The organism is Shewanella sp. T24-MNA-CIBAN-0130, assembly GCF_040310185.1.
Taxonomy (GTDB): Bacteria; Pseudomonadota; Gammaproteobacteria; order Enterobacterales; family Shewanellaceae; genus Shewanella; species Shewanella psychromarinicola.
This window is the reverse complement of record NZ_JBEOPP010000021.1, coordinates 15057-38484: the sequence shown is the minus strand read 5'-3', so window position 1 is coordinate 38484 and position 23428 is coordinate 15057. Positions and strand designations below refer to the sequence as shown.

21 protein-coding genes are annotated in these 23428 nt (G+C 42.6%); 16 read left to right on the top strand and 5 right to left on the bottom strand.

The window, feature by feature from the left end; genetic code table 11:
* Window positions 1-54 precede the first annotated feature (54 nt).
* On the bottom strand, window positions 55-978 hold the full coding sequence (locus tag AAEZ02_RS10575; RefSeq protein WP_351077164.1) for a LysR family transcriptional regulator: 924 nt from the start codon (window positions 976-978) through the stop codon (window positions 55-57).
* Between the two features lie 455 nt (window positions 979-1433).
* Here AAEZ02_RS10575 and AAEZ02_RS10570 point away from each other — a divergent pair, with 455 nt between their 5' ends.
* The 3 genes from AAEZ02_RS10570 to AAEZ02_RS10560 all read left to right on the top strand — a co-directional run bounded on the left by AAEZ02_RS10570 (window position 1434) and on the right by AAEZ02_RS10560 (window position 4143).
* Window positions 1434-2528, top strand: a complete 1095-nt coding sequence (locus AAEZ02_RS10570; RefSeq protein ID WP_351077160.1) for an L-dopachrome tautomerase-related protein — start codon at window positions 1434-1436, stop codon at window positions 2526-2528.
* Window positions 2529-2656: 128 nt separating this feature from the next.
* A complete protein-coding gene (locus AAEZ02_RS10565) occupies window positions 2657-3700 on the top strand; it encodes an alkene reductase (RefSeq protein ID WP_351122985.1) in 1044 nt (347 codons plus the stop codon).
* Between the two features lie 152 nt (window positions 3701-3852).
* Window positions 3853-4143: a putative quinol monooxygenase gene (locus AAEZ02_RS10560; protein WP_124012747.1), complete on the top strand. Its 291-nt coding sequence runs from the start codon at window positions 3853-3855 to the stop codon at window positions 4141-4143.
* Window positions 4144-4689: 546 nt separating this feature from the next.
* On the opposite strand, the gene ansB is transcribed toward AAEZ02_RS10560, so the two are convergent.
* Complete coding sequence (ansB, locus tag AAEZ02_RS10555; RefSeq protein ID WP_101033199.1) at window positions 4690-5748, bottom strand: L-asparaginase 2; 1059 nt, start codon at window positions 5746-5748, stop codon at window positions 4690-4692.
* 1123 nt (window positions 5749-6871) lie between these two features.
* Between ansB and aspA the strand changes: the two genes are divergently transcribed.
* From aspA to AAEZ02_RS10525, 6 genes are all read left to right on the top strand, one after another.
* Complete coding sequence (gene aspA / locus AAEZ02_RS10550; protein ID WP_124012748.1) at window positions 6872-8314, top strand: aspartate ammonia-lyase; 1443 nt, start codon at window positions 6872-6874, stop codon at window positions 8312-8314.
* Window positions 8315-8429: 115 nt separating this feature from the next.
* Complete coding sequence (locus AAEZ02_RS10545) at window positions 8430-9731, top strand: anaerobic C4-dicarboxylate transporter (RefSeq protein ID WP_124012749.1); 1302 nt, start codon at window positions 8430-8432, stop codon at window positions 9729-9731.
* 139 nt (window positions 9732-9870) lie between these two features.
* Window positions 9871-10596: a fumarate reductase cytochrome b subunit gene (locus AAEZ02_RS10540; protein ID WP_351087989.1), complete on the top strand. Its 726-nt coding sequence runs from the start codon at window positions 9871-9873 to the stop codon at window positions 10594-10596.
* A gap of 203 nt (window positions 10597-10799) precedes the next feature.
* Window positions 10800-12809, top strand: coding sequence for a fumarate reductase flavoprotein subunit (locus AAEZ02_RS10535; RefSeq protein WP_124012751.1), 2010 nt, complete (start codon window positions 10800-10802; stop codon window positions 12807-12809).
* The gene (locus AAEZ02_RS10530; RefSeq protein WP_124012752.1) at window positions 12806-13531 is read left to right on the top strand and encodes a fumarate reductase iron-sulfur subunit; all 726 of its coding nucleotides are present in this window, start codon (window positions 12806-12808) and stop codon (window positions 13529-13531) included. The genes AAEZ02_RS10535 and AAEZ02_RS10530 overlap by 4 nt, the downstream gene beginning before the upstream one ends.
* A gap of 244 nt (window positions 13532-13775) precedes the next feature.
* On the top strand, window positions 13776-14828 hold the full coding sequence (locus tag AAEZ02_RS10525) for a porin (RefSeq protein ID WP_124012753.1): 1053 nt from the start codon (window positions 13776-13778) through the stop codon (window positions 14826-14828).
* A gap of 184 nt (window positions 14829-15012) precedes the next feature.
* Here the strand turns inward: AAEZ02_RS10525 and AAEZ02_RS10520 are convergent, their stop codons facing one another.
* From AAEZ02_RS10520 to AAEZ02_RS10510, 3 genes are all read right to left on the bottom strand, one after another.
* Window positions 15013-15126, bottom strand: a complete 114-nt coding sequence (locus AAEZ02_RS10520) for a nitronate monooxygenase (RefSeq protein ID WP_232772100.1) — start codon at window positions 15124-15126, stop codon at window positions 15013-15015.
* 87 nt (window positions 15127-15213) lie between these two features.
* The gene (locus tag AAEZ02_RS10515; protein ID WP_124012754.1) at window positions 15214-15483 is read right to left on the bottom strand and encodes a hypothetical protein; all 270 of its coding nucleotides are present in this window, start codon (window positions 15481-15483) and stop codon (window positions 15214-15216) included.
* A gap of 77 nt (window positions 15484-15560) precedes the next feature.
* On the bottom strand, window positions 15561-16196 hold the full coding sequence (locus tag AAEZ02_RS10510) for a hypothetical protein (protein ID WP_101033206.1): 636 nt from the start codon (window positions 16194-16196) through the stop codon (window positions 15561-15563).
* A 646-nt stretch (window positions 16197-16842) separates the two neighbouring features.
* Between AAEZ02_RS10510 and AAEZ02_RS10505 the strand changes: the two genes are divergently transcribed.
* The 7 genes from AAEZ02_RS10505 to AAEZ02_RS10475 all read left to right on the top strand — a co-directional run bounded on the left by AAEZ02_RS10505 (window position 16843) and on the right by AAEZ02_RS10475 (window position 23322).
* Window positions 16843-17175, top strand: coding sequence for a hypothetical protein (locus tag AAEZ02_RS10505; protein WP_101033207.1), 333 nt, complete (start codon window positions 16843-16845; stop codon window positions 17173-17175).
* A 175-nt stretch (window positions 17176-17350) separates the two neighbouring features.
* Window positions 17351-18382: a ubiquinol oxidase subunit II gene (gene cyoA / locus AAEZ02_RS10500; protein ID WP_124012755.1), complete on the top strand. Its 1032-nt coding sequence runs from the start codon at window positions 17351-17353 to the stop codon at window positions 18380-18382.
* A gap of 2 nt (window positions 18383-18384) precedes the next feature.
* Window positions 18385-20364 carry a cytochrome o ubiquinol oxidase subunit I gene (cyoB, locus tag AAEZ02_RS10495; RefSeq protein WP_351122981.1) on the top strand — a complete coding sequence of 660 codons (1980 nt, stop codon included), beginning with the start codon at window positions 18385-18387 and terminating at the stop codon, window positions 20362-20364.
* Between the two features lie 2 nt (window positions 20365-20366).
* Window positions 20367-21002, top strand: a complete 636-nt coding sequence (cyoC, locus tag AAEZ02_RS10490; RefSeq protein WP_351077959.1) for a cytochrome o ubiquinol oxidase subunit III — start codon at window positions 20367-20369, stop codon at window positions 21000-21002.
* Window positions 21002-21331, top strand: a complete 330-nt coding sequence (gene cyoD, locus AAEZ02_RS10485; RefSeq protein WP_101033211.1) for a cytochrome o ubiquinol oxidase subunit IV — start codon at window positions 21002-21004, stop codon at window positions 21329-21331. Before cyoC ends, cyoD begins: the two co-directional genes overlap by 1 nt.
* Window positions 21332-21403: 72 nt before the next feature.
* A complete protein-coding gene (gene cyoE / locus AAEZ02_RS10480) occupies window positions 21404-22315 on the top strand; it encodes a heme o synthase (protein ID WP_351122978.1) in 912 nt (303 codons plus the stop codon).
* A 197-nt stretch (window positions 22316-22512) separates the two neighbouring features.
* Window positions 22513-23322: a hypothetical protein gene (locus AAEZ02_RS10475; protein WP_351077952.1), complete on the top strand. Its 810-nt coding sequence runs from the start codon at window positions 22513-22515 to the stop codon at window positions 23320-23322.
* Window positions 23323-23428 lie beyond the last annotated feature (106 nt).

The window sequence follows — 23428 nt, the reverse complement described above, 5'->3', positions numbered from 1 at the left end:
GAGTCCTTGAGTCCTTGAGTCAACAAAAGTATTTCATACTGAAGAGGATTGACCTCAACGATCTATGCCATTTTCATCAAGAATAGAATGGATCATTTTTCGAACCTGCGCCCTTATGGCATCATGCTGGGTTCGTTCATGCCAAATTTGAAACACATTCACAGTCGCTAGTTGTACTGGACTACTAAAGCGCTGTAAGTTAGCAAATTGATCCATGGCCTGATCGGCAACTGAATCGAGACAAGTCAATATAAAATCTGATTGACTCACTATCTGTGCAGGGATCATAAAGCTTGATATACCAGAGATAACATTTCTCTGTTTTCCCATCAGTGACAAGGCTTTATCAACAACACCATTGAGATCTCCCGTGAGTGTGGTCACGATATGTTTGCATTCTAAATAGGTCTCTAGACTGAATTTGTTACCTATCGTTGGATGGTCTTTTCTGGCTAACACATTCAATCGTTCTTCTTTTAACTTTTGCTGATAAAAAGTACTGGGGAGATCTGAGTAAAATCCAGAAATCGCGATATCACATTGGCCATTTTCTAGCATTTTTCTGGGCAATTTCCCCTGGGTATTATGAGTCACAATCTGCACAAAAGGCATGATTTTTTGAATTTCAGATAGCAATTTAGGTAGCAGGATGCTTTCCATATAATCGGTTGTATAAATATGGATCACATCTTTCACTTTATCTAAAGGAACGTCTAATTCAGATTGATAAAAGTGTTCTAGCTCACTCACCAAGCGAGATATTTGTGGCGCAATAGCATGTGCCTTAGGTGTTGGAACCAGGCCTTTTATTCCCCTAACGAATAAGGGATCGTCAAACTCCTTTCTTAACTTATTGAGCCTATGGCTCAGTGCGGGTTGGCTTATCGCCAATCTTTCTGCGGCTATCGAGGCGAGCCCTTCTTGATACAAAATCTGAAACAGATAGAGAAGATTAATATCACGATTTCTAATATTCATATTTTGGAAGTCAGTTATAAATTATATTCAATTTTTAATTATATAGATTAGCTCTATAATGTACATGAGTTAAATAACCGCTTAGCTGAAGACAAAATCGAATACGCTTGAGCACAAAGACTCACTCTCAGCGCTATATTTTATTTGACGCTTGAGCAAGTAACAAAAAGCTGTGATTCACTGACTATTTGAGTTTGCGATGATGCTGTTAATACTATGATAATACTTATCTTTGAAGACAATAGACGCTTTAGCTATAAAATAATTGCCATCGTCGACATCGACAAACACTGGGCAAACTCAAGATAACTATCACTCATGCTCAACAGTAAATCGTTATCGCTTTAGCAACAGCTCCTGACGGTCACACAATGGTTCTGATCTAAAGAGACAAATCTGAAAATAACGCTAAAAGGTTTTAAAAAATGATAAATAATTTATCCAAGGTTTTGCCAATGCAAAAAACGTTTACGGGCCTACTACTGACACTCGTAGTTTCAGGTTGTGGTTTATTAGAAAACACCAATACCGACCAAAACGTCGAAAAGGCAGCCCCTCTTGCTCAGCTAGAAACCGTTCTTGAACTGCCTTTTCGCCCTGGTAATGTGAGTGCCACAAAATCCGGTAGAGTCTTTGCCACAGTCCACCCGTTTGCTGGTGAACAAGGTGTACAACTACTGGAGGTGACGGGGCCAAACAGCTATCAACCTTGGCCATCAAGCAAGGTGCAGTCCCCAAAAGGTCAATACAGTGAAAATACCATTGATACACCACTGGGTATCACTAAAGATAAGCAAGGCGGTTTGTGGATCGTAGACATGGGACTGCATATCGGTAAAACCCGAATTTGGGGTTTTGATATCGACAGTGGTGAATTAATCAGCAAAATTGTTCTGCCAACGGATATAGCACCTGCTAACAGCTTTGTTCAGGATTTAGTGGTAGACCGTGAAAGAGGTTGGGTTTATTTAGCCGATTTGGCCAATCCCGGCATACTCGCGGTGGAATTGGCAACCAATAAGGTCCGACGTTTTGGCAACCACCCATCATTAAAGCCCGAAGTTAACGCTAAAATGGTGATTAATGGTCAAGCCGTCATGTTTGGCGGTAAGCCAGCCAACACAGGCATCAACCCAATCACCTTATCTGCTGACGGAGAAACATTGTTTTTCGGTGCAATGAATGGCAGAACTTGGTATAGCGTACCGGCTAAATTGTTCCGTGATGGTGTATCGGATGACGTTATTGCCCATCATATTACACGCGTAGGTGAGAAACCGATTTCAGACGGTGCCACAACGGATAGCTTTGGCAATCATTTCATTACTAACTTAAATGAAAATGGCATCGATAAGTTGAGTGCTAACGGAGTGTTTACCCCATTTATCAGAGATGCTCGCCTAAATTGGCCAGACAATGTATCGGCTGATGATAACGGCTGGCTCTACATTTCAGTCAACCAACTGCACAAATCTCCGCGCTTTAATGACGGAGCGGATATAGGCAAAGCGCCATATTATATTTACCGTGTATGGGCTAATACTCAATAAAGTCAGTCGTTATTTACACTTAACATTAATCATTTTAAATGATTGATTAACAGTATCGAACTCGTACTATTTTCAGAATATTTACGATGAATTTAAAAACCGGCAAATGATGTAGAGAAGTAATCAACATGACCGGTAATTTATTCCAATCATTCCAATTGAATGATGCAATAACACTACAAAACAGAATTCTTATGGCACCACTCACTCGTTGTATGGCAGACGATAATTTGGTGCCAACCAAAGCGATGGCTGACTATTATGCCCGTCGTGCCGATACCGGTTTAATTATTTCAGAAGCGGTCGTCATTCGACCGGACGCTCAGGGAAACCCTAATGTACCGGGTCTGTTTACCCCTGAGCAAATTGAAGGATGGCGACAAGTTACCGATGCAGTCCATGCCAATGGAGGGAAAATGTTCGCTCAGCTATGGCATACCGGTAGACTTGCACATTCTTATTTTTATGGTGGCGGTGATATTTTAGCCCCATCAGCACTAGCGATTGAAGGCACAGTGCCTCGTCAGCGTGAATTAGTGTATGAAACACCTAAAGCCGTCACAATAGAAGATATTGAACAACTGATTAAAGATTATAGTCAGGCAGCTGCAAATGCTATTGACGCCGGTTTTGATGGTGTTGAAATTCATGGTGCAAATGGTTATCTCGTTGATCAGTTTCTTCACCATAGTAGCAATATTCGCCAAGATAAATTTGGTGGTTCGCCTGAAAATATGACCCGCTTTCCATTAGCGGTTGTTGATGCCATTTCAGAGCGTATTGGTGAACATCACACCGCACTTCGCCTATCACCCGGCGCTTATCATTATATGGAAGAGGACTCTCGTGACCGCCTCGTTTTCGACTACCTGCTTGCTGAGCTTGAACAACGCAACTTAGCTTACCTACATGTTGGGATTTTTGATGACAGCATGATCTTTACATCATTGGATGGCAGAGTATCAGCATATATGCGTGCTCATTACAGCAAGACACTTGTGGGTGTGGATAGCTATACGCCACGAACCGGGAGCCTGGCTATTAGCGAAGAAAAATTTGATTTACTTGCCATAGGTCGTCCGCTTATTGCCAATCCTGATTACGTTACCAAAGTAAAAATGGGCGAAGCGTTAATTGAATTTTCAGACGATATGCTCTCGCAATTGATTTAACCTTACTTATGAGCTGAAATATTAGGTATTCCCTATATATTTCAGCTAATAAGCCTCAATAACAAGTCTATTTTCAGTGAAGGATTCACTCACGGGCCTCCCAATGAGTGTCTATTCCGACAGTGTATAAACGTCTATTTAGGTAAATAAATATGAGCAATAAATTGACAATCGTAGCAAGAATTGAAGCTAACAACGACAAAGTCGAACGGGTTAAAGCTGAGCTATTAAAGCTAATTGAACCCACGTTAAAAGAAACGGGCTGTATTCAATATCACTTACACCAAGACAACGAAAAACCTAGCGTATTTGTATTCTATGAAATATGGGAAAGTCGAGCGCTTTGGCAGCAACACCTGAGCAGTGTTCACATTCTTGAGCATAGAAGTGCCGTCGATGGTGCTATTTCATCTTTTACCCTAAATGAAATGACTCATCTATAGCATCTTACATGCAGCTAACCTATTTAAAATAAAGACTTTAGTGGCACAATGTCGTTAGGAGTAATATAAATATAACTAATATAAATAGCTCCCATATAAATAGGACAAATATAAATAGAAACCATGTGATTATTTTATTATATGCACAAGATTCATTAGCAATAAAAGCGCACGTTAATCGTTATTAACGTGCGCTTTTATGTGTGGCAGCGCTTAACCTAAATTAATGATATATATGCAATACAATTCGATTACATTATCAAGTACAAGCCAAAATCAATATGGTTTTAGACAGCAATATGATTTTAGACAGCAATGAGCCAGAACATGTTCTCTAACCCAAAGCGTTTAGATAGTACAGATCTTTGCCGGTATCCACTCTAGAATGCCCCAAGATAAACTAAACTGCACGGATGTTCTTTGTTCGGCGCCACGACTGTGATGTTGATAAAAATCAAAATGTAGCACATAAAAAAGCCAGTCGGAGTGGCCGCTGGCTTGATAACATAGTCGATGAAATTTAGTGCTAATCACATAAATTAGCGCCTAAAACGTCTGGAACCAACGCTGAATTTGTTGAGGATCTTTGCTTTGGGTTAAAGATAGCATCAACAGAATACGGGCTTTTTGTGGATTAAGATTGCCTGCAGCGATAAAGCCATATTTGTCATCATCTATCTCGGCATCAAGAGTCGTAGCACCCGTTGGTACGCGGCTAGAGCGAACAACTAAAATCCCTTTTTTACTCGCCTGAGCTAACGTGTCGAATATAGAGTGGTACATGTTACCGTTACCCACACCAGCACTCACTATGCCATCAAATCCCGCTTCAACCATAACTTTGGCGGGTAAATCACTGGCATTAGCGTAGTTATAAACGATGCCTACCTTTGGTAGCTTGTCGAGTTTACTGATATCAAAAGGCGTTTGAGTCGTATGTTTACGCTCAGTGTTGCCCATGTATTCAACCTTACTGTTATGAAGGACGCCAAGTGGACCAAAATTAGGCGCGGCAAAGGTGTGCACTCCGGTAGTATTAGTCTTAGTCACATCGCGGGCGTTAAGTACGGTATCGTTCATTACGACTAAAACACCTCGGCCTTTAGATTCAGGGTTAGCAGCGATGGCAACCGCGTTATAAAGATTCATCGGACCATCGGCACTCATCGCGGTTGATGGACGCATTGCACCAACGAGTACGACAGGCTTATCGCTCTTAACAGTTAGATTCAAAAAATAGGCGGTTTCTTCTAAGGTGTCGGTACCGTGGGTAATGACGATGCCGTCGACACTTTTATCGGCCAGTAAAATATTAATCCGCTTGGCTAAAGCTAGCCAAACTTTATCGTTCATGTCCTGTGAACCGATTTTAACCAGTTGCTCACCTTGGATATCGGCAAGTTGTTTCATCTCTGGCACAGCCGCAATTAAACTATTAACCCCCACCTCTCCAGACTGATAAGTAGACTCAGTGGCCGACTGGCCCACCCCAGCAATAGTCCCACCAGTGGCAATAATGTGTACCTGTGGAAGTGCCTGCGCCGCAGAGGAGATAAATAACCCCAAGGTGACTGAAAGCAAGAGCTTACGCATAGAAAATTTCATCTTTGTATCCTTTTATTCATTATAAACGCCCCACAGTTTGCACTATTATTTAAGTATCACTGTGACAGTTCTCACTAAAATAGAATAACAATATTGGAGCAAAAAATTTAATTTATTAATAATTAAATACAAATTAACTTATCTGTTCTTTACTAAAAATTACTAATAACATTCAATATTAACGCTAAGGTAACATAGTAGGATGATTAACCTTATAATACCAATTTAATTAATATTTTCTTTATTAAAAAAATCTAATAGACCGGCATTAAATAACAACATCCGAGTAACACCGTTGATTGGTTAATACTAAAAATATATATTGATGAATCTATTATTTATTAAACAAACCTAATAGACCTTCATTAAATAACAACATATGAGTAACACCGCTGATTGGTTAATACAAATAAAATATATACTTGTTCATCTATCCTTTATTAAGCAAGCCTAATAAGTTTGTATTAAACAACAACATTCGAGTAACACCGCTGATTATTTATTACTAAAAAATATATTTCGATTAACCTATTATTTATTAAGCAAACCTGATAGGTCAGCATTAAATAACAACGTCTGATAGATTAACACTAAAATATATATATATTGATTAATCTATCCTTTATTATGCAAACCTAATAGACTTGCATTAAATATCAACATTTGAATAACACGATCTATTTATTAAACCTCAAATACATCTTGATTAACCTACTCTTTATTAAAAATATCTAATGGATTAAAATAAAATTCGTTAATTAATAAAGTGTAACTTTATACGGCTATTTATTTAATAAAACTTTGGATAACTATTTCACAAGTTAATAAATAAAATAACAAAATATTATCTAATTTATATCAAGACGTAATAGCTCACACAAACTTATCTAGTTGAGATATTTATCTAACAACTAAAAAAAACCTTCCATTTCTGGCGTTTAAGTGATCTTCATCGATATTGAGCTACCTCTAAAAGAGTAATCTTCAATTCAATAGTTAAGGAGACGATTCTCCTTTATGTTTTCGAAGAGTAATTTTCATGTGTAACTTAAATTTATATACACATCCCCAACTCTAAGGTCGAAAATATATCTTACTATTAACTAGATTTAATAGGACCGAAATGAAAGATACTAATAACGTACGGATCGAAGAAGACTTATTGGGTAATAAAGAAGTTTCCAATGAATTCTATTACGGAATACACACATTACGTGCCATCGAAAACTTTAAACTAAGTAATCAAAAAATTTCCGATGTCCCTGAATTAGTTCGAGGCATGATGCTGACAAAAAAAGCGGCTGCCATGGCTAATAGCGAATTGGGTGTCGTTAACCCCGAAATCGCCGATAAGATTATTGAAGCCTGCGATCTGATCCTCACAACAGGGCGATTCGTCGATCAATTCCCAGTCGATGTTTATCAGGGTGGCGCTGGAACTTCGGTGAACATGAATACCAATGAGGTATTAGCCAACGTAGCATTAGAACTCATGGGGCTAGAAAAAGGCCGTTATGATGTCATCAATCCTAATGACCATGTTAATAAGTGCCAATCCACTAATGATGCTTATCCAACGGGTTTTAGAATTGCAGTGATCAACAGCACTGATACCCTACTAGACGCATTAACCGATCTCATCAGTGCTTTTGATACTAAAACCAAAGAATTTGAGACCGTCTTAAAAATGGGCCGCACTCAGTTACAAGACGCTGTGCCTATGACATTAGGCCAAGAGTTTCATGCCTTTGCTGTCACGCTGCGAGAAGAGATTAAATCCATCAAGCGTTGCCAAGAATTATTACTCGAAGTGAATTTAGGCGCAACGGCCATTGGTACGGGTCTTAATACCCCAGAAGGTTACTCCTCACTGGCCATTAAACGTCTGGCGGAAATAACTGGACGCAACTATGTGCCAGCGGAAGATTTGATTGAAGCGACATCGGATTGTGGCGCCTACGTCATGCTACACAGTGCTATTAAGCGTATGGCTATTAAAATGTCCAAAATCTGTAATGATTTGCGCTTGCTTTCGTCGGGTCCACGTACCGGTCTCAAAGAGATCAATTTACCTGAGTTGCAAGCGGGTTCATCTATCATGCCCGCCAAGGTCAACCCTGTGATCCCAGAGGTCGTTAATCAGGTCGCCTTTAAGGTTGTCGGTAACGATATCACTATTACTATGGCCGCCGAAGCGGGCCAATTACAACTTAACGTAATGGAACCTGTCATTGGTCAGGCGATGTTTGAGTCACTCAGTCTTATGGGGAATGCCTGTGTCACGCTGCGCGAGAAGTGTGTTGAAGGGATCACTGCCAACCCAGAAATCTGTATGAACCATGTGATGAACTCCATCGGTATCGTGACTTACCTTAACCCAATTATCGGCCACCATGAAGGTGACATTATCGGCAAAATTTGCGCCCAAACGGGTAAAAATGTTCGCGAAGTGGTGTTAGAGCGCGGTTTATTAACCGTTGAAGAACTAGATGAAATTCTCTCGGTTGAAAATCTGATGCATCCTAAGTTTCAGGCTAAACGAAATACGAGCAAAACCAAAGTGTAACTCAGTGGGGCTGGGGGATCCTTCTCAGCCCAAACTCGATTATTCAACAATAAGCCTGTGCATAACTGACACTTAGAGATACATTGGCAATTAACAACAAAACAGAGTTAACGCTATGATTATATTAGAAATAATTATTGTACTTGGGTCGATTTACCTAGGTGCAAGAATGGGTAGCATGGGGATCGGCTTTGCTGGCGGTCTCGGGGTACTGATACTGACAATGGGACTTGGACTGACACCGGGGACTATACCGATTGATGTGATCCTAATCATTATGTCGGTAATCACCGCCATTGCAGCCATGCAAGAATCGGGTGGGATGGACTATCTCGTCTCACTAGCAGAGAAGTTATTACGTAAACATCCAAAACAAATCACCTTTCTGGCACCTGTCGTCACTTACTTTATGACACTCTTTGCGGGAACGGGTCACACAGCATTTTCAACCTTACCTGTTATTGCCGAAGTGGCAAAAGAGCAAGGTATACGTCCATCTCGCCCTCTCTCTATTGCAGTTGTAGCATCTCAAGTCGCCATTACCGCCTCACCTATTTCGGCGGCAGTTGTGTTCTTCTCGGGCATCCTAGAACCCTTTGGAGTGGATTATTTAGTACTCCTAGCCATATGTATCCCTTCAACTTTTATCGCCTGTATGGTCGGGGCCGTCATAGCCAATGTAATGGGTAAACCACTCGCGGAAGATCCTGTCTACCAAGATCGTTTGGCCAAAGGATTAATCAAAAAACGCGGTAAAACCCAAATTAATATTAAAGACGGTGCTAAACGTTCAGTAGTGATTTTTTTGACAGCGATTGCGACCGTGATGATTTATGCCACTGCAATTTCGGAAAAAGTGGGATTAATTGTTGATCCTGTTTTGCCTCGCAACTCAGCCATCATGGTGATAATGCTAACTGCAGCTGCAGCTATTACGATTATTTGTAAATTAGACGCAAGCAAAATATCGAATGCTGCCACCTTTAAATCAGGTATGTCTGCCTGTGTCTGTGTGTTGGGCGTTGCGTGGTTAGGCGATACTTTTGTTTCTAATCATATTGATGAAATCAAAGGTTTTGCCGGTACTTTATTGCAAAATCAGCCTTGGTTATTGTCGGTAACCCTATTCTTCGCTTCTATGCTGCTCTATTCACAAGGGGCCACAACTAAAGCGCTGATGCCTGCAGCCTTAGCTATTGGTGTAAGTCCTTTGACTGCTATTGCCTCTTTCGCTGCGGTAAGTGCGTTGTTTGTATTACCTACCTATCCAACACTACTGGCTGCTGTCGAGATGGATGACACCGGTTCGACTCGAATTGGTAAAGCTGTATTTAACCACCCATTCCTGATCCCAGGAGTGGTGACCATTGCTACCAGTGTCGCGTTAGCTTTCTTGTTTGGCGGCATGGTTTTATAGCTCAATTTAAAGCAAAATAATTGACGGGCTAATGCCAACAACTGGATTAACCCGCTTATTTTAATCTGTATCTATAGACTTTGTTTTGGCGTAATGCTTGCGCAATTACATCATGACAAACCTTTTAAGTGGTGAATTAATGTCAACAAAAACGCGTGTTCCAACCGCCATAAATGGCGGACCATTTGGGCAAGCTTGGTCGGCGAGAGCCGACGGTTTACAAAGTTTGACCGGTATTTTACTGGGCGCTTTCTTATTAGTGCATATGCATTTTGAGGCAAGCATTTTATTAGGCAAAGAAACCTTCTTTCATGTCGTGCAGTTACTGGAAGGTAGCATGTTTAGTTCTACGGGGCATGGCTTCCAGATAGTGACACAAATCTTTTCGGTCTTTATTTTAGTGTTAGTTGTCGTTCACGCAGCACTGGCATTACGTCGTTTTCCGGTGCAAATAGGTCAATGGCGGGCACTGCGTGGCTTTATGTCCAATATAAAACATAAAGATACTCGAGCATGGTACTGGCAGATGATCACTGGGTTCGTGTTATTTTTCTTAGTATCCGCGCACCTTGGGACTATGATTTTGAATCCTGAAATTGGTCCACACCTCTCGGCCGAACGAGTCTATGATGGCCACGCTTGGCTCTTATATATCGTCTTCCTTCCGGTCGTATTAGTACATGGCATCATTGGGTTATACCGCGTGATATTAAAATGGGGAATAAGCAGTAACCGTCCCCTCATCCGCAAAATAGCTCAGATTTTGATCATCTATTTACTCTGTTTAGGCTCATTAAGTCTAATTACTTACATCTCTATTGGCAGTGAATTATTACATCCAGTACAGCCATTTATGCCTAAGTAATAGACATGCTAAGGGTGACGCTAAGTGTGATTGCATGGCAACAAACAGCCATAACAAATAACGATATGGGCGCACCCATTCCTTTTCGCAAGGCGAAACTAACACACAGATCATCCTCTAACGGTAGGTGCATCACATCTATCGTAGGGGAGTGCAATGATAAATCCATACATATTATCTAAATTATTAGATAAGGAGCTGATTTGAAACTTATTTATACAGACTCATTAGTTATTGGTGCAGGACTAGCGGGCCTTAGAGTCGCAATTGCCACCAAAGAGCAAGGCCTAGATACACTGGTATTATCGCTCATTCCCGCAAAGCGTTCACATTCAGCGGCAGCTCAAGGCGGAATGCAAGCGAGCCTTGGCAACACAGTTAAAGGTATGGGTGACAACGAAGACATACACTTTCAGGACACGGTAAAAGGTTCTGACTGGAGCTGTGACCAGGATGTGGCACGTATGTTTGCCCACTGCGCACCCAAAGCTATACGTGAAATGACTAACTGGGGAGTGCCTTGGTCTAGAGTTTCTGCTGGTCCGCGCGATGTGATCATGAACGCGAAAAAGGTGACCCTACATGAAGCCAAGGAGGCCCATGGCCTCATCAATGCCCGTGATTTTGGCGGCACCGAAAAATGGCGAACCTGTTATACCGCCGATGGTACAGGTCACTCATTACTGTATGCGGTAGATAACCAAGCGATATCTATGGGTATTCCGGTACACGAACGGATTGAAGCCCTGTCATTGATCCATGACGGTAAGCGTTGCCAAGGAGTAATAGCACGTTGTTTAGTGACGGGTGAGCTGCGCGCCTATGTGGCCAAATCAACCACGATTGCCACTGGCGGTTACGGCAAAATTTATGAAATTTCAACCAATGCCACCATTTGCGAAGGTATCGGTCAAGCGTTAGCACTCGACACAGGTGTCGCGACCTTAGGCAATATGGAAGCGGTACAGTTTCATCCCACGGCAATCGTCCCCGCGGGGATCCTTACCACTGAAGGTTGTCGTGGTGACGGCGGCATATTACGCGATAAAGACGGTCATCGCTTTATGCCAGACTACGAGCCTGAAAAAAAAGAACTCGCCTCCCGAGATGTGGTATCACGCCGCATGACGGAACATATGCGCAAAGGTAAGGGTGACGACAGTCCTTACGGTCCACACCTCTGGCTAGATATTACCATTCTAGGGCGTGAGCATATTGAAACCAATTTGCGCGAAGTAAAAGAAATTTGTGAATATTTTCTCGGAATTGATCCCTGTAAAGAGTGGATCCCTGTTAGACCAACCCAGCATTATTCCATGGGCGGAGTCCGTACCAATGCCACAGGTGAAAGCCCACAACTTAAGGGACTATTCAGTGTCGGAGAAGCCGCATGTTGGGATATGCATGGTTTCAATCGTTTAGGTGGTAATTCTGTTGCAGAAACCGTAGTGGGTGGCATGATCATCGGCCAATATGTAGCGGATTTTTGTCAACAAAATTCCTTAGAAATTGATACTGCTCTCACCCAACAATTTATCGATAAATTACAAAACGAGATCGATAATTTAGTCGATGGTAACGGCACAGAGAATCCCTTCCAATTAAAGAAAGAAATGCAGCGGGTCATGATGGACTATGTCGGTATTTTCCGAAATGGTCCCGAGCTAGAAAAGGCCATCAAAGAGCTTAAAGCATTACTTGTTCGCACAAAAAATCTTGGCCTTAAGTGTAAAAAACGTCATTCAAATCCCGAATTGGTTGAAGCTCTGCGCGTCACCAGAATGTTGCGAGTAGCCTTAACGGTCGCCTGTGGAGCCGCAGCCCGCACAGAAAGCCGAGGAGCCCATTCGAGGGAAGATTACCCACAACGTAATGATAAAGATTGGCTCAACCGAACACTGGCCACTTGGCCAGATGCCGAGTCACTGGAACCCGTATTGCATTACGAAAATCTAGATGTGATGAAAATGGAGTTACCACCGGGATACCGTGGTTACGGCAACGATAACACTATCGCCCATCCGGATACTGAAAAACGGAACCAAGAGATAAGCAAGGTAATCGCAGAGCTAGGCGGCAACCCAGATAGAGAGACGCTGCAACAAGCCCTGATGCCATATACGCTACCTAGCCATCTACAGCCATCCAATGAGCGTCTTAGCGATACTTTAGCGGTCACGCCATCTCAACCAGTAGGAAATAAACCATTATGAGCCGTCAAATCAGCTTTAATATCTTCCGTTTCGATCCGCAAGATGACCAAGACAAGCCAAAGATGGAACGTTATCAGTTGACAGAAACAGATGGTATGACAGTGTTTATCGCATTGAATCAACTGCGCGAACAACAAGATAGCTCGTTACAGTTCGACTTTGTCTGCCGAGCGGGTATTTGTGGTAGTTGCGCCATGGTGATTAATGGCTTGCCAACGCTTGCCTGTCGAACCTTAACGGCGAATTATCCTGACGGTGAAATCACCTTAATGCCCCTGCCCGGCTTCGAACTGATTGGCGACTTGTCCGTAAACACGGGTAAATTTATGCGTGAATTAGCCGAAAGATTAAAGCTATGGCTGCATCCTAAATCCGATGACCAAGACATGCACCGCCTTGAAAATCCAATGGCGCCCGAAGAAGCTGCGCGGATTTATGAGCTGGAGCGCTGTGTCGAATGTGGTGTCTGCGTCTCCGCATGTGCCACAAAACAAATGCGTGAAACCTTTGTAGGCGCGGTAGGTCTGATGAAAATTGCCCGTTTCGAAATGGATAGCAGAGACAACCGCAGCGCGGATGATTTCTACCATGTTATAGGAAATCAAGATGGCGTATTCGGTTGTATGACACTGTTAGGCTGCCAAGATAACTGCCCTAAAGATCTACCTCATATGAAGCAAATTGCCTATTTACGCCGAAAAATGGCCTCGACAATACTCTAACCTTAAGCCCCCTTTAATCAATATCCCGTTGTGGTTTGGCTGGATTGATAAGGGTGACACAACGCCAAAATTGCTGACAGGCCTCCCCATCTGCCAGCAGCCGACATGAGGGGCCTTGGCATTTTAGCTAGGCTCCCCTACTCAAGCACTATCACAAGTGCACATCCTTACTACTTGCAGTGCTGTTGCATCGGCAATAAAACTGATTAACAGAGTGCTCGTAGTTGTTATGTAAGGAACACAAATGAAACAGTTCAAACTAACATCAGCAGTGCTGATGTTAAGCTTTGCCGCGCCGACTTTCGCAGTCCAATCCAATAACAACACAGAGACTAACGACGAGTTACGAACTGAATTACAACAAATTCAACACAGACTCGCCATGCTCGAAGCGCAAGAAAGTCAGGCATCTACTCCCTCAAATACTCAGTTTACTGTTTATGGTACTTTACGTCCCACGTTCGGTCTTACCCACACCAATTCAGACGATGTGTGGGATGTTAACGATGCCAGCTCACGGATTGGTTTTGCGACAGAGCAACAATTAGGCGACGGCCTAACGGCCTTTGCTAAAGGTGAGTTTAAGGTCGATATAAAGAATGACGGCGACTTTGGCGATGCACGAAAAGCCTATGTAGGAATAAAGGGATCTTTGGGCCGAGTTGCTATTGGTAAGCAAGCTGTCACACAGGAAATCATTTCCAACCCCGTTGATATTTTTAATCGTTCAGGCACACCCATCGCCTATGACAGTGCGGGTCCATTTAGACTGAATAATCTAGTGACCTATCGCAAACAATTCGGCGATATATTATTTTCAGCTGATGCCCAATTCGATGGTAACAAAGGCAGTGGCGGAAGTGATTTTGTCAACGCCGGTGTCCGTTACAAAAGCGACCTAATCTATATTGCCGCGGCGTTTTACAACAAGGAATTAGAAGACGATAAAGATGAAAACACGCTAGGTGTAACCATCGCAAAAAGCTTCGAATCTCTTTACCTAGCGGCAGCTTATCAAAACATAGAAAAAGACAACGTCGATGGTTCAACGCTGGATGTAGTCGCAAGCTACTTCATCAATGAAACCTATAAAATTAAACTGGGAGTGTCGAAATTCGATGATGGTGGCAACGATATCAGCTCTGGGAACTATAATGCATATAACACGACACTCGAATGGCATAAAACACCGAAATTTAGAACCTTTATCGAGTATCAAGTAAAAGATTATGAATACCGTGAAACCAATGACCAGATAATGGTCGGTATGCGCTACAACTTCGATTACACGTTTTAAGCAGCGCTAAACCAACAACAATTAATGTCATTACACACTCATGCCTGAATCATTGTTGTTGGTTTATCTCTTGAACAAATAAAATACCGACCGTTATCGGTACAGTAATCAGTCCTTTAAACGTACGCTGATTTTTTGTCTCATTGGTATATCTTGAATATAATTAAGTGTCAATAAACCCCATCTACTGAATATACTGTGCTTTTTGTAAATGGGTTGCTGTGGCGATGGTATAAATACCGGCTTGCTTTAGGGCGCTAATTTTTTCACATGATGGCAAGCCAAAATGAAAACTCATCACCGCAGGACGTTCATTAAGCTACATCTTGAACATGGCTTCATCGTCGACAAAACTGTTATCAATTTCGTCAATTTGGGTTGGCGTTTATGCACTGCACACTACAAATAAGTCAGCAAGATGATGTAACCAAGCATGTTCTTTTATTGCATCACGCTGCGCCGGTGCATGACAAAATACATTCACATTAAACGGCGCATTGGTAAGCAAGCGTGTTTCACTAATCGACTGTTGAGCTTGCGCTACTGAACTCGCACCAATCCCCAATGATCCAAGGCCGCGGCATTCGATACAGCGGCGGCCAATTGCGCCGTGGATACACCCGCCATTGGCGCTTGGATAATAGGGTAATATCAAAGCGTGCAGTGAAAGAATTAAGTCTACTCACAATAACGCCTCAAATTTTAAACATAACATTAAGCCTAAGGTAAGTATTACTGCTCTGTTTGATCCATAGATTTGGGGTTCGGGATTAAACCAATGAACCTCGCTAAACTTAGAAGCGTCATAAAAAGCCCAATCATTGCCTGGCCAATAACAAGAGTGTAAGCCAGTACGCCAAGAGGAGTGACGTTATAAAACCCAAAACTAGTCATAACAACAAAGCTAGTATATATCGCCCCTAAAATGCTTTCTTGAGATCCTGCAACGGTAAAACCAAACATATCCTGAAAAAATATGTATTGAGCTGCAAACCAGAATATAATTTCAAAGTAATTCTGAATAAGAAGAATTATCATACGACGATAACCGTGTAATGCGTATGAACCTCCCGATTTGATCGCTCGATACTCGTCAAATAACAGCACATTTATTTGATAAATAACCACTTCGAACACTCGCAATAGCGCATAAATCGCGATACAAAAACTAATTATATCGTTTTTAATATATAGGACGGCTGGAACTGACGCGATTGAAAGAAACACATGAGAAAGAGCCCAAACCTCTGAGAAAAAGCCCGTTTTCGCTTTAGGAAACATCCATCGAACAAAATTAAAGAACGATATTTTGCCCAAATATCGAAATACCACTTCCCAAAAGTTAACAATAAATGAACTTTGCATCATTACCCTAACGTCCCTAATTTATAATATTTGTATAGTCCCCATGGGCATTTACTTCAATAGAACAGAAAAAACGCGCATGGCTAATCATCTGATTTAGTGAATATTATCAGATTTTTTCCCACTACACTCTAAACCTAATCACCCACAGTTCAGATAAGTATTGGCCAGAATCGCATACAGAATAAATACGCCAATATTAAGCCGCCATTCAACGCTATTATCCTTGTTGATCTGAATAGATAATGCACAGATAAACTAGCTTACTAACATCAAATAGAGCGCTTTGGTGGTGAAAGTAATCACAAAACAATACCGCTATCATCACACTAACCCGCCCAAGTTAGGTGCGGCCGGTCACACTTTTGTGGTTATTGCGGCCTCAAATCATGACCGCTTGGTTAATTTTGTAAACGAATAGTGTAAACATTGTTCTAGTTAAGATTTATTTAATAATCCCACGGCTCCCCTACCGTAATTTACTTTCAATTAATAGTCCCTTGTTGTTACTCTGCAGCTAATGAAATTGCCAGTTGGATCTGTTGATTTAACTACCCACTCCTTTGAGCTCGGTTGAAAACGTTTCTTGAAACTAACCCTTTGCCAATTCCTTGTTAAACCGCTTAATCGCATCGCAAGGTTGTCCAAATTGAGTAAAACACATTTAACCTTGTGTTTCGGATTACTGTTGCTGCAACCTTTAGCTGATTCTTTTTCTCTGTCGATGGGGCACTTCATCGATATTACTGAATTTATTGCCATTGCGGATACCGTATTAGCTGAAGTCCTGGGCGTAAGTTTACTGGGCTTATTAATATTTAATCCATTGGTGATCGAGCAATTTTGGCGTTTATTTCATCTCAACTCTACATTTTGTCATCTTCTTGCACTTAGCAATGGGTTAAGTGCCTTGTCGGTTATTGTCCCAAAACCCCTTGAATATACGGCTCACGGTTGCCGCGCTCCTCCTCTATCAGCTTAAGTTTTCACTCAACATACATCATTCGCTCAATACCGCCTTAAAACGCAAGCCAAATCACTCGCTACTGATTTAGTTAAGCTTTTTGACGCCGCTATTGGCGTGTGACGATTATTCTGCAACTGCCGATCCCCCCATTGGTAGCGTAGTAAGCTTTTAAGGTTAGAGGAATCTTCCTTTGTTAATTCGACATTTAAGTAAACCAGCACTGGCAGCATTAGCTTTTATGCTAGCCGGTTGTGAAGGCGGCGTACTGGATCCCAAAGGTCAAGTAGGCATGGATGAGAAACATCTCATTATTGTGGCGACTTTACTGATGCTGATTGTGGTTATTCCGGTAATTTTCATGACGTTATATTTTGCATGGAAATACCGCGATGGCCGCGACCAAGAAATCTATGCGCCCAAATGGGCACACTCAACCACCATTGAAATCGTGGTGTGGGTCATACCGATTATTATCGTGGTCATTCTTGGTGTTATCACTTGGAATTCGACTCACGATTTAGACCCTTATAAGCCTCTCGATCATCCCGCTAAGCCGGTGACGGTTGAAGTGGTGTCACTAGACTGGAAATGGTTGTTTATCTATCCAGAATATGGCATTGCATCAGTTAATGAATTGGCCTTTCCTGCCAATGTGCCAGTTAATTTCAACATCACTTCAGACACGGCAATGAACTCATTTTTCATTCCGCAGTTGGGCAGCCAAATTTACTCAATGGCCGGTATGGCGACCAAGCTACATCTTATCGCGAATGAACCTGGCACTTTCAATGGTATTTCAGCTAACTACAGTGGTGCAGGGTTTTCTGGGATGAAGTTTAAGGCCATTGCGACGCCAACCATTGGCGATTTTGATGCCTGGGTGGCTAAGGTAAAACAGCAAGGTAGCAGCTTGAATGTTGAGCAGTACAAGCTACTGGCTAAAAAGAGCGAAAATAATCCCGTTCAATATTATGGCTCTGTGCAACATGGCATATTTAACCACATCGTTATGCAGTACATGCACCCAGATTCGAATATGAAACCAATGGACACCATGGAAGAAATGAACGACATGGAATCGATGTCGAGTAGGGATCATGCCAAGCATATGCAAGACATGGAACACATTACTGACACGGACGTTGAACATCATTCTGGACATTCATCCTCTACACACTCAACCACAGAGCATTCATCGACTGCTTCTGGGGAGGCGGAATAATCATGCCATTTTTTGGAAAATTAACACTCGAGTCAATTCCATATCACGAACCGATTATTATGGTGACCCTTGCGGCTGTCGCCATTATTGGAATCGTTATTGTGGCCTTAATCACTAAGCATCAAAAATGGGGCGTGCTTTGGCACGACTGGTTAACCTCGGTTGACCATAAGCGCCTTGGTATTATGTATATCGTGCTAGCGATGGTGATGCTGGTCCGGGGTTTCTCTGACGCACTTATGATGCGAACCCAGCAAGCACTGGCTACCAATGGCGCGGCGGGTTATTTGCCTCCTGAGCATTATGACCAAATCTTCACCGCCCATGGCGTGATCATGATTATCTTTATGGCGATGCCATTTATGATTGGTCTGATGAACTTGGTCGTGCCGTTGCAAATTGGTGCTCGCGATGTGGCGTTCCCTTTCTTAAATAACCTAAGCTTTTGGCTCACCGCATCTGGGGCGATATTAATCAATATCTCACTTGGATTAGGTGAGTTTGCCAAAACCGGTTGGGTAGCCTATCCCCCCTTGTCAGAGCTGGCGTACAGTCCGGGGGTGGGGGTCGATTATTATATCTGGGCCTTGCAAATATCCGGGATAGGGACAACCTTAACCGGGGTGAACTTTATCGCCACCGTGTTAAAAATGCGTGCGCCTGGCATGAAGCTAATGCAGATGCCCATTTTTACTTGGGCCTGTACTTGGGCGAACGTGCTAATTGTTGCGTCGTTCCCAATTTTAACCGCTGTTTTAGGTTTATTAACCTTAGACCGTTATTTAGATTTCCACTTCTTTACCAATGATGGTGGCGGTAACGCCATGATGTACATCAACCTGTTTTGGGCTTGGGGTCATCCTGAAGTATACATTTTGGTATTACCGGCCTTCGGTATTTTCTCTGAAGTGCTTTCAACCTTCACCTCGAAGCGCTTATTTGGTTACACCTCAATGGTGTGGGCAACGGGTGCGATTTCTGTGCTTGGCTTTATCGTGTGGTTACACCATTTCTTTACCATGGGGTCGAGCGCTAACGTTAATGCCTTCTTTGGGGTGATGACCATGGTGATTGCGGTGCCGACGGGGGTAAAACTGTTTAACTGGTTATTTACCATTTATCGCGGCCGTTTACGCTTTACCGTCCCAGTATTGTGGTCTTTAGGCTTTATGGTGACCTTCACCATAGGCGGCATGACCGGAGTACTGTTAGCATTACCTGGCGCAGATTATGTATTGCATAACAGCTTATTTTTAATCGCTCATTTCCATAACACCATTATTGGTGGCGCGGTATTTGGTTACATGGCTGGTTTTGCCTATTGGTTTCCTAAAGCCATGGGCTTCCACCTCAATGAACGTTTAGGCAGGGCATCATTCTGGTGCTGGCAAATTGGTTTCTATGTCGCATTTATGCCGCTATATGTGCTTGGTTTTATGGGTATGACTCGTCGTATCAATCACACTGATAACCCGGCATGGAACTTGTGGATTTACTTTGCGGTAGTAGGCGCGTTTATCATCCTCGCGGGCATCATTTTACAGTTTGTACAATTGTATGTCAGCTTCCGAGACCGTGAGCAAAACTTAGATACTACTGGCGATCCATGGAATGGCCATACGCTTGAGTGGTCAACTTCTTCACCACCGCAGTTCTATAACTTTGCCCAGTTACCCCAAGTAACTGACATTGATGCATTCACCGATATGAAAGAAAAAGGTGAAGCGTATCAACGCCAGAAAACATACCAACCTATTCATATGCCCAGAAACACTGCCAGCGGCATCTTGATGGCGGCGGCCATTACCTCGGTGGGGTTTGCCGCAATTTGGCATATTTGGTGGTTAGCTATGGTTGGGTTTGCGGGTACCTTTGTGCTGTTCTTGATCCGTGCTTACAACAACGACATTGACTACTACGTGCAACCAGACCAAGTCGCGCAGATTGAAAATGCACACTTAGATAACGTAGCAAGGGGCTGATAATGAGTATTGCTATCCAAGCAGATTTACACCTGGCTCACTCTGCTGAGCACCATGTTGAACATCATGACGAACATCATGATACAAGCGGCAACACCTTATTCGGTTTTTGGATTTATCTGATGACCGACTGTATTTTGTTCGCATCCGTTTTTGCAACTTATGCTGTTTTGTACATGAACACCGATGGTGGTGTGTCCGGTAAAGATATTTTCGAATTAGATTTCGTGCTTATGGAAACCGCCGCCCTGTTGATCAGTAGTATTACTTATGGCTTTGCCATGATTTGCGCTAAACACCAAAAGAAAGTCGCCACATTAGTGTGGTTGCTGATCACCTTCGCCCTAGGGTGTGCGTTTATTGCTATGGAAGTGTCCGAATTCAGTCACCTGATTGAACACGGTAATGGCCCAGATCGCAGCGCCTTTTTATCGGCATTTTTTGCGTTAGTGGGCATGCATGGTTTGCATGTCACTGCTGGTTTAATTTGGATGCTGATCATGATGGTCGAAGTGCTAACAACAGGTTTAGGTCATCGCAGTATTACCCGCCTAAGCTGCTTAAGCTTATTTTGGCACTTTTTAGACATCGTTTGGGTGTGTGTGTTTACCGTCGTTTATTTGTTAGGAGTCTTGTGATGAGTCATGCACATTCAAGCCACACCGAAGGTGATTTTGCCGCTAGCGTTAAGTCTTATATCGTCGGCTTTGTGTTATCGGTGATTTTAACTGCTATTCCATTTTGGTCAGTGATGACCCAACACTTTAACCATGCAACCACCTTATGGATTGTGGTTGTCATGGCCATAGTGCAAATCGTGGTGCATTTAAAATACTTCCTCCATTTAGATTTTTCTAAAGAAGGTAAGCTTAATACATTTTCGTTCTTATTCACTGCGTTGATTATTATCATGGTGGTGGGTTTATCTGTGTGGATTATCACCGCAGCTAACGAATTGATGATGTAAACAGCGCAATGTCAAAGCACTGCAACCAAAGTATGCAACCAGACAGCTATCATCAATAATCAAGGTCCATCTATGTCAGCACAATTAACCTCACGCTTACGAGGATATGTTCAGGTTACTAAGCCTGGCATCATCATGGGCAATTTAATTTCTGTCGCCGGCGGGTTTTTACTCGCCGCTCAAGGTAGCGTTGATTGGACCTTGATGCTTGCCACTATGATAGGACTGTCATTGGTGGTGGCGTCGGGTTGCGCTATCAATAACTGTATTGATCGTAATATCGACGCCAAAATGCAGCGAACGCGCAACCGAGTCACCGTCACAGGTGAAATATCGGTGCAAGCGGTATTGAGCTTTGGCATTGGTCTGGGGATCATTGGCTTTACCATGCTGGCAATATTCACCAACAGCTTAGCGGTATTGTTTGCCGCTATCGGCTATGTGGTTTATGTCGGCGTATACAGCCTATACATGAAGCGCAACTCGGTTTACGGCACTTTAGTGGGCAGTTTCTCCGGTGCGGTGCCACCGGTTGTCGGTTATTGTGCGGTCACCGGACAAATGGACACAGGCGCCATTATTTTGCTGCTAATGTTCAGCTTATGGCAAATGCCGCATTCATACGCGATTGCAATTTTTCGTTTTGACGACTATGCCGCAGCCAATATTCCGGTGTTACCTGTGGCTGAGGGCATGGCTAAAGCAAAATTACATATTGTGCTCTACATTGCCGTGTTTGCAGTAGTGAGTGCGCTGTTACCTTTGGCAGGTTACACAGGTATCGCCTTTATGGCTGTCACTTGCGCCACGAGTTTATGGTGGTTAACTATGGCGTTAAAAGGCTATCGTCGCAACATCAACCTACAGTCTTGGGCTAGGCAGGTATTTGGCTTTTCCATTATCACCATTACCGCGTTAAGCGTGACCATGGCATTGGACTTTCAAGTGGTTGCTCAACCTACACTACTAATATTGGCGCCTTAATAAGGCAGCATTATCAAACAAGCCCATGGCCTCTTGGTCAGTGGGCTTTTTTTATTTGATTAATCAGCATTTTTTACTACGATTGAGTACTAGAATTGAGCACTACAATTGAGCACTACAATTGAGTACGACTCAAAAATACCGCCCGCGGTTCTAAAAATAATACTGAACTGCACAGGCAAACATAAAGGGATCTTATGTTTATCATGTCGCGCACCAGCCAGCGCAAAACACTTGCACTTAACACCATAAAAAACATTGTCCTGCTGTTAGCATTCGGGTGCAGTGTACTCACGGTCAACTCACTGCAGGCGACCCCATCACCTCGGCCTACAGCCACAGACAGCATTTTTGGTAATTGGATAATCGATACTCCAGAACAAATAACACTATTACAGTTAAATCGCGACCACAGTTACTTATACATGGAATTTAACTTAACTAAACCGCAAAACAGCGTCGCAGAATGGGGGCAAATAGACATCCAGCCACTAGGAGTGCGCTTTATCCCAAGCTATAGCAATAATCAGCAACAAGGCCTCGTTGCTTATCAAATTAACCATCTAAAACTGCAAATAATGCTCACGCCACAACGGCAACAGTTAGCATTCACTATCGACACTAATGCCGACAGTGTTGCCGATGAACAATATCAATATCATATCTACCCGAGTCAATCCGTTTATGGCGTATGGCATGAGCTGTCAAGGTTTATGCTGAGTAGCTTAGTGCTACTCGATAATGGTTACTACGCTGTGGTGCAAATCAACTTACACCAAGACCCGCAAATTAATCCTCATTACACACATTTACAATGGGGACGCTTTGAACGTCAACAAAACCAACTGTTCATCGAGCCTATTTTTGATAACCCTCCACAACAAAGCGTTAGCCAATTCGACACCATGACAAGCGTTTTTTATCACCTTACTCGTCAACAATTGGCGCTATCGTTTGCGGTTGAAGATGACAATGTAAATGCCCATCAACGCCGATTTAGACGATAAACCGTCATTTACAGCTATTTAGTTACAATTTCTGCCACAATCAGCTATTCAAATTCAAGCGATTACACTTCATACTGAACCATAGCTGGTATCAATTTAGTGTTAA

Bases quoted from the DNA above. Each gene is read 5' to 3' on its own strand.
- AAEZ02_RS10575 (WP_351077164.1), bottom strand. From the start codon at position 978: ATGAATATTAGAAATCGTGATATTAATCTTCTCTATCTGTTTCAGATT.
- AAEZ02_RS10570 (WP_351077160.1), top strand. From the start codon at position 1,434: ATGCAAAAAACGTTTACGGGCCTACTACTGACACTCGTAGTTTCAGGT.
- AAEZ02_RS10565 (WP_351122985.1), top strand. From the start codon at position 2,657: ATGACCGGTAATTTATTCCAATCATTCCAATTGAATGATGCAATAACA.
- AAEZ02_RS10560 (WP_124012747.1), top strand. From the start codon at position 3,853: ATGAGCAATAAATTGACAATCGTAGCAAGAATTGAAGCTAACAACGAC.
- ansB (WP_101033199.1), bottom strand. From the start codon at position 5,748: ATGAAATTTTCTATGCGTAAGCTCTTGCTTTCAGTCACCTTGGGGTTA.
- aspA (WP_124012748.1), top strand. From the start codon at position 6,872: ATGAAAGATACTAATAACGTACGGATCGAAGAAGACTTATTGGGTAAT.
- AAEZ02_RS10545 (WP_124012749.1), top strand. From the start codon at position 8,430: ATGATTATATTAGAAATAATTATTGTACTTGGGTCGATTTACCTAGGT.
- AAEZ02_RS10540 (WP_351087989.1), top strand. From the start codon at position 9,871: ATGTCAACAAAAACGCGTGTTCCAACCGCCATAAATGGCGGACCATTT.
- AAEZ02_RS10530 (WP_124012752.1), top strand. From the start codon at position 12,806: ATGAGCCGTCAAATCAGCTTTAATATCTTCCGTTTCGATCCGCAAGAT.
- AAEZ02_RS10525 (WP_124012753.1), top strand. From the start codon at position 13,776: ATGAAACAGTTCAAACTAACATCAGCAGTGCTGATGTTAAGCTTTGCC.
- AAEZ02_RS10520 (WP_232772100.1), bottom strand. From the start codon at position 15,126: ATGAGTTTTCATTTTGGCTTGCCATCATGTGAAAAAATTAGCGCCCTA.
- AAEZ02_RS10510 (WP_101033206.1), bottom strand. From the start codon at position 16,196: ATGATGCAAAGTTCATTTATTGTTAACTTTTGGGAAGTGGTATTTCGA.
- cyoB (WP_351122981.1), top strand. From the start codon at position 18,385: ATGCCATTTTTTGGAAAATTAACACTCGAGTCAATTCCATATCACGAA.
- cyoC (WP_351077959.1), top strand. From the start codon at position 20,367: ATGAGTATTGCTATCCAAGCAGATTTACACCTGGCTCACTCTGCTGAG.
- cyoD (WP_101033211.1), top strand. From the start codon at position 21,002: ATGAGTCATGCACATTCAAGCCACACCGAAGGTGATTTTGCCGCTAGC.
- cyoE (WP_351122978.1), top strand. From the start codon at position 21,404: ATGTCAGCACAATTAACCTCACGCTTACGAGGATATGTTCAGGTTACT.
- AAEZ02_RS10475 (WP_351077952.1), top strand. From the start codon at position 22,513: ATGTTTATCATGTCGCGCACCAGCCAGCGCAAAACACTTGCACTTAAC.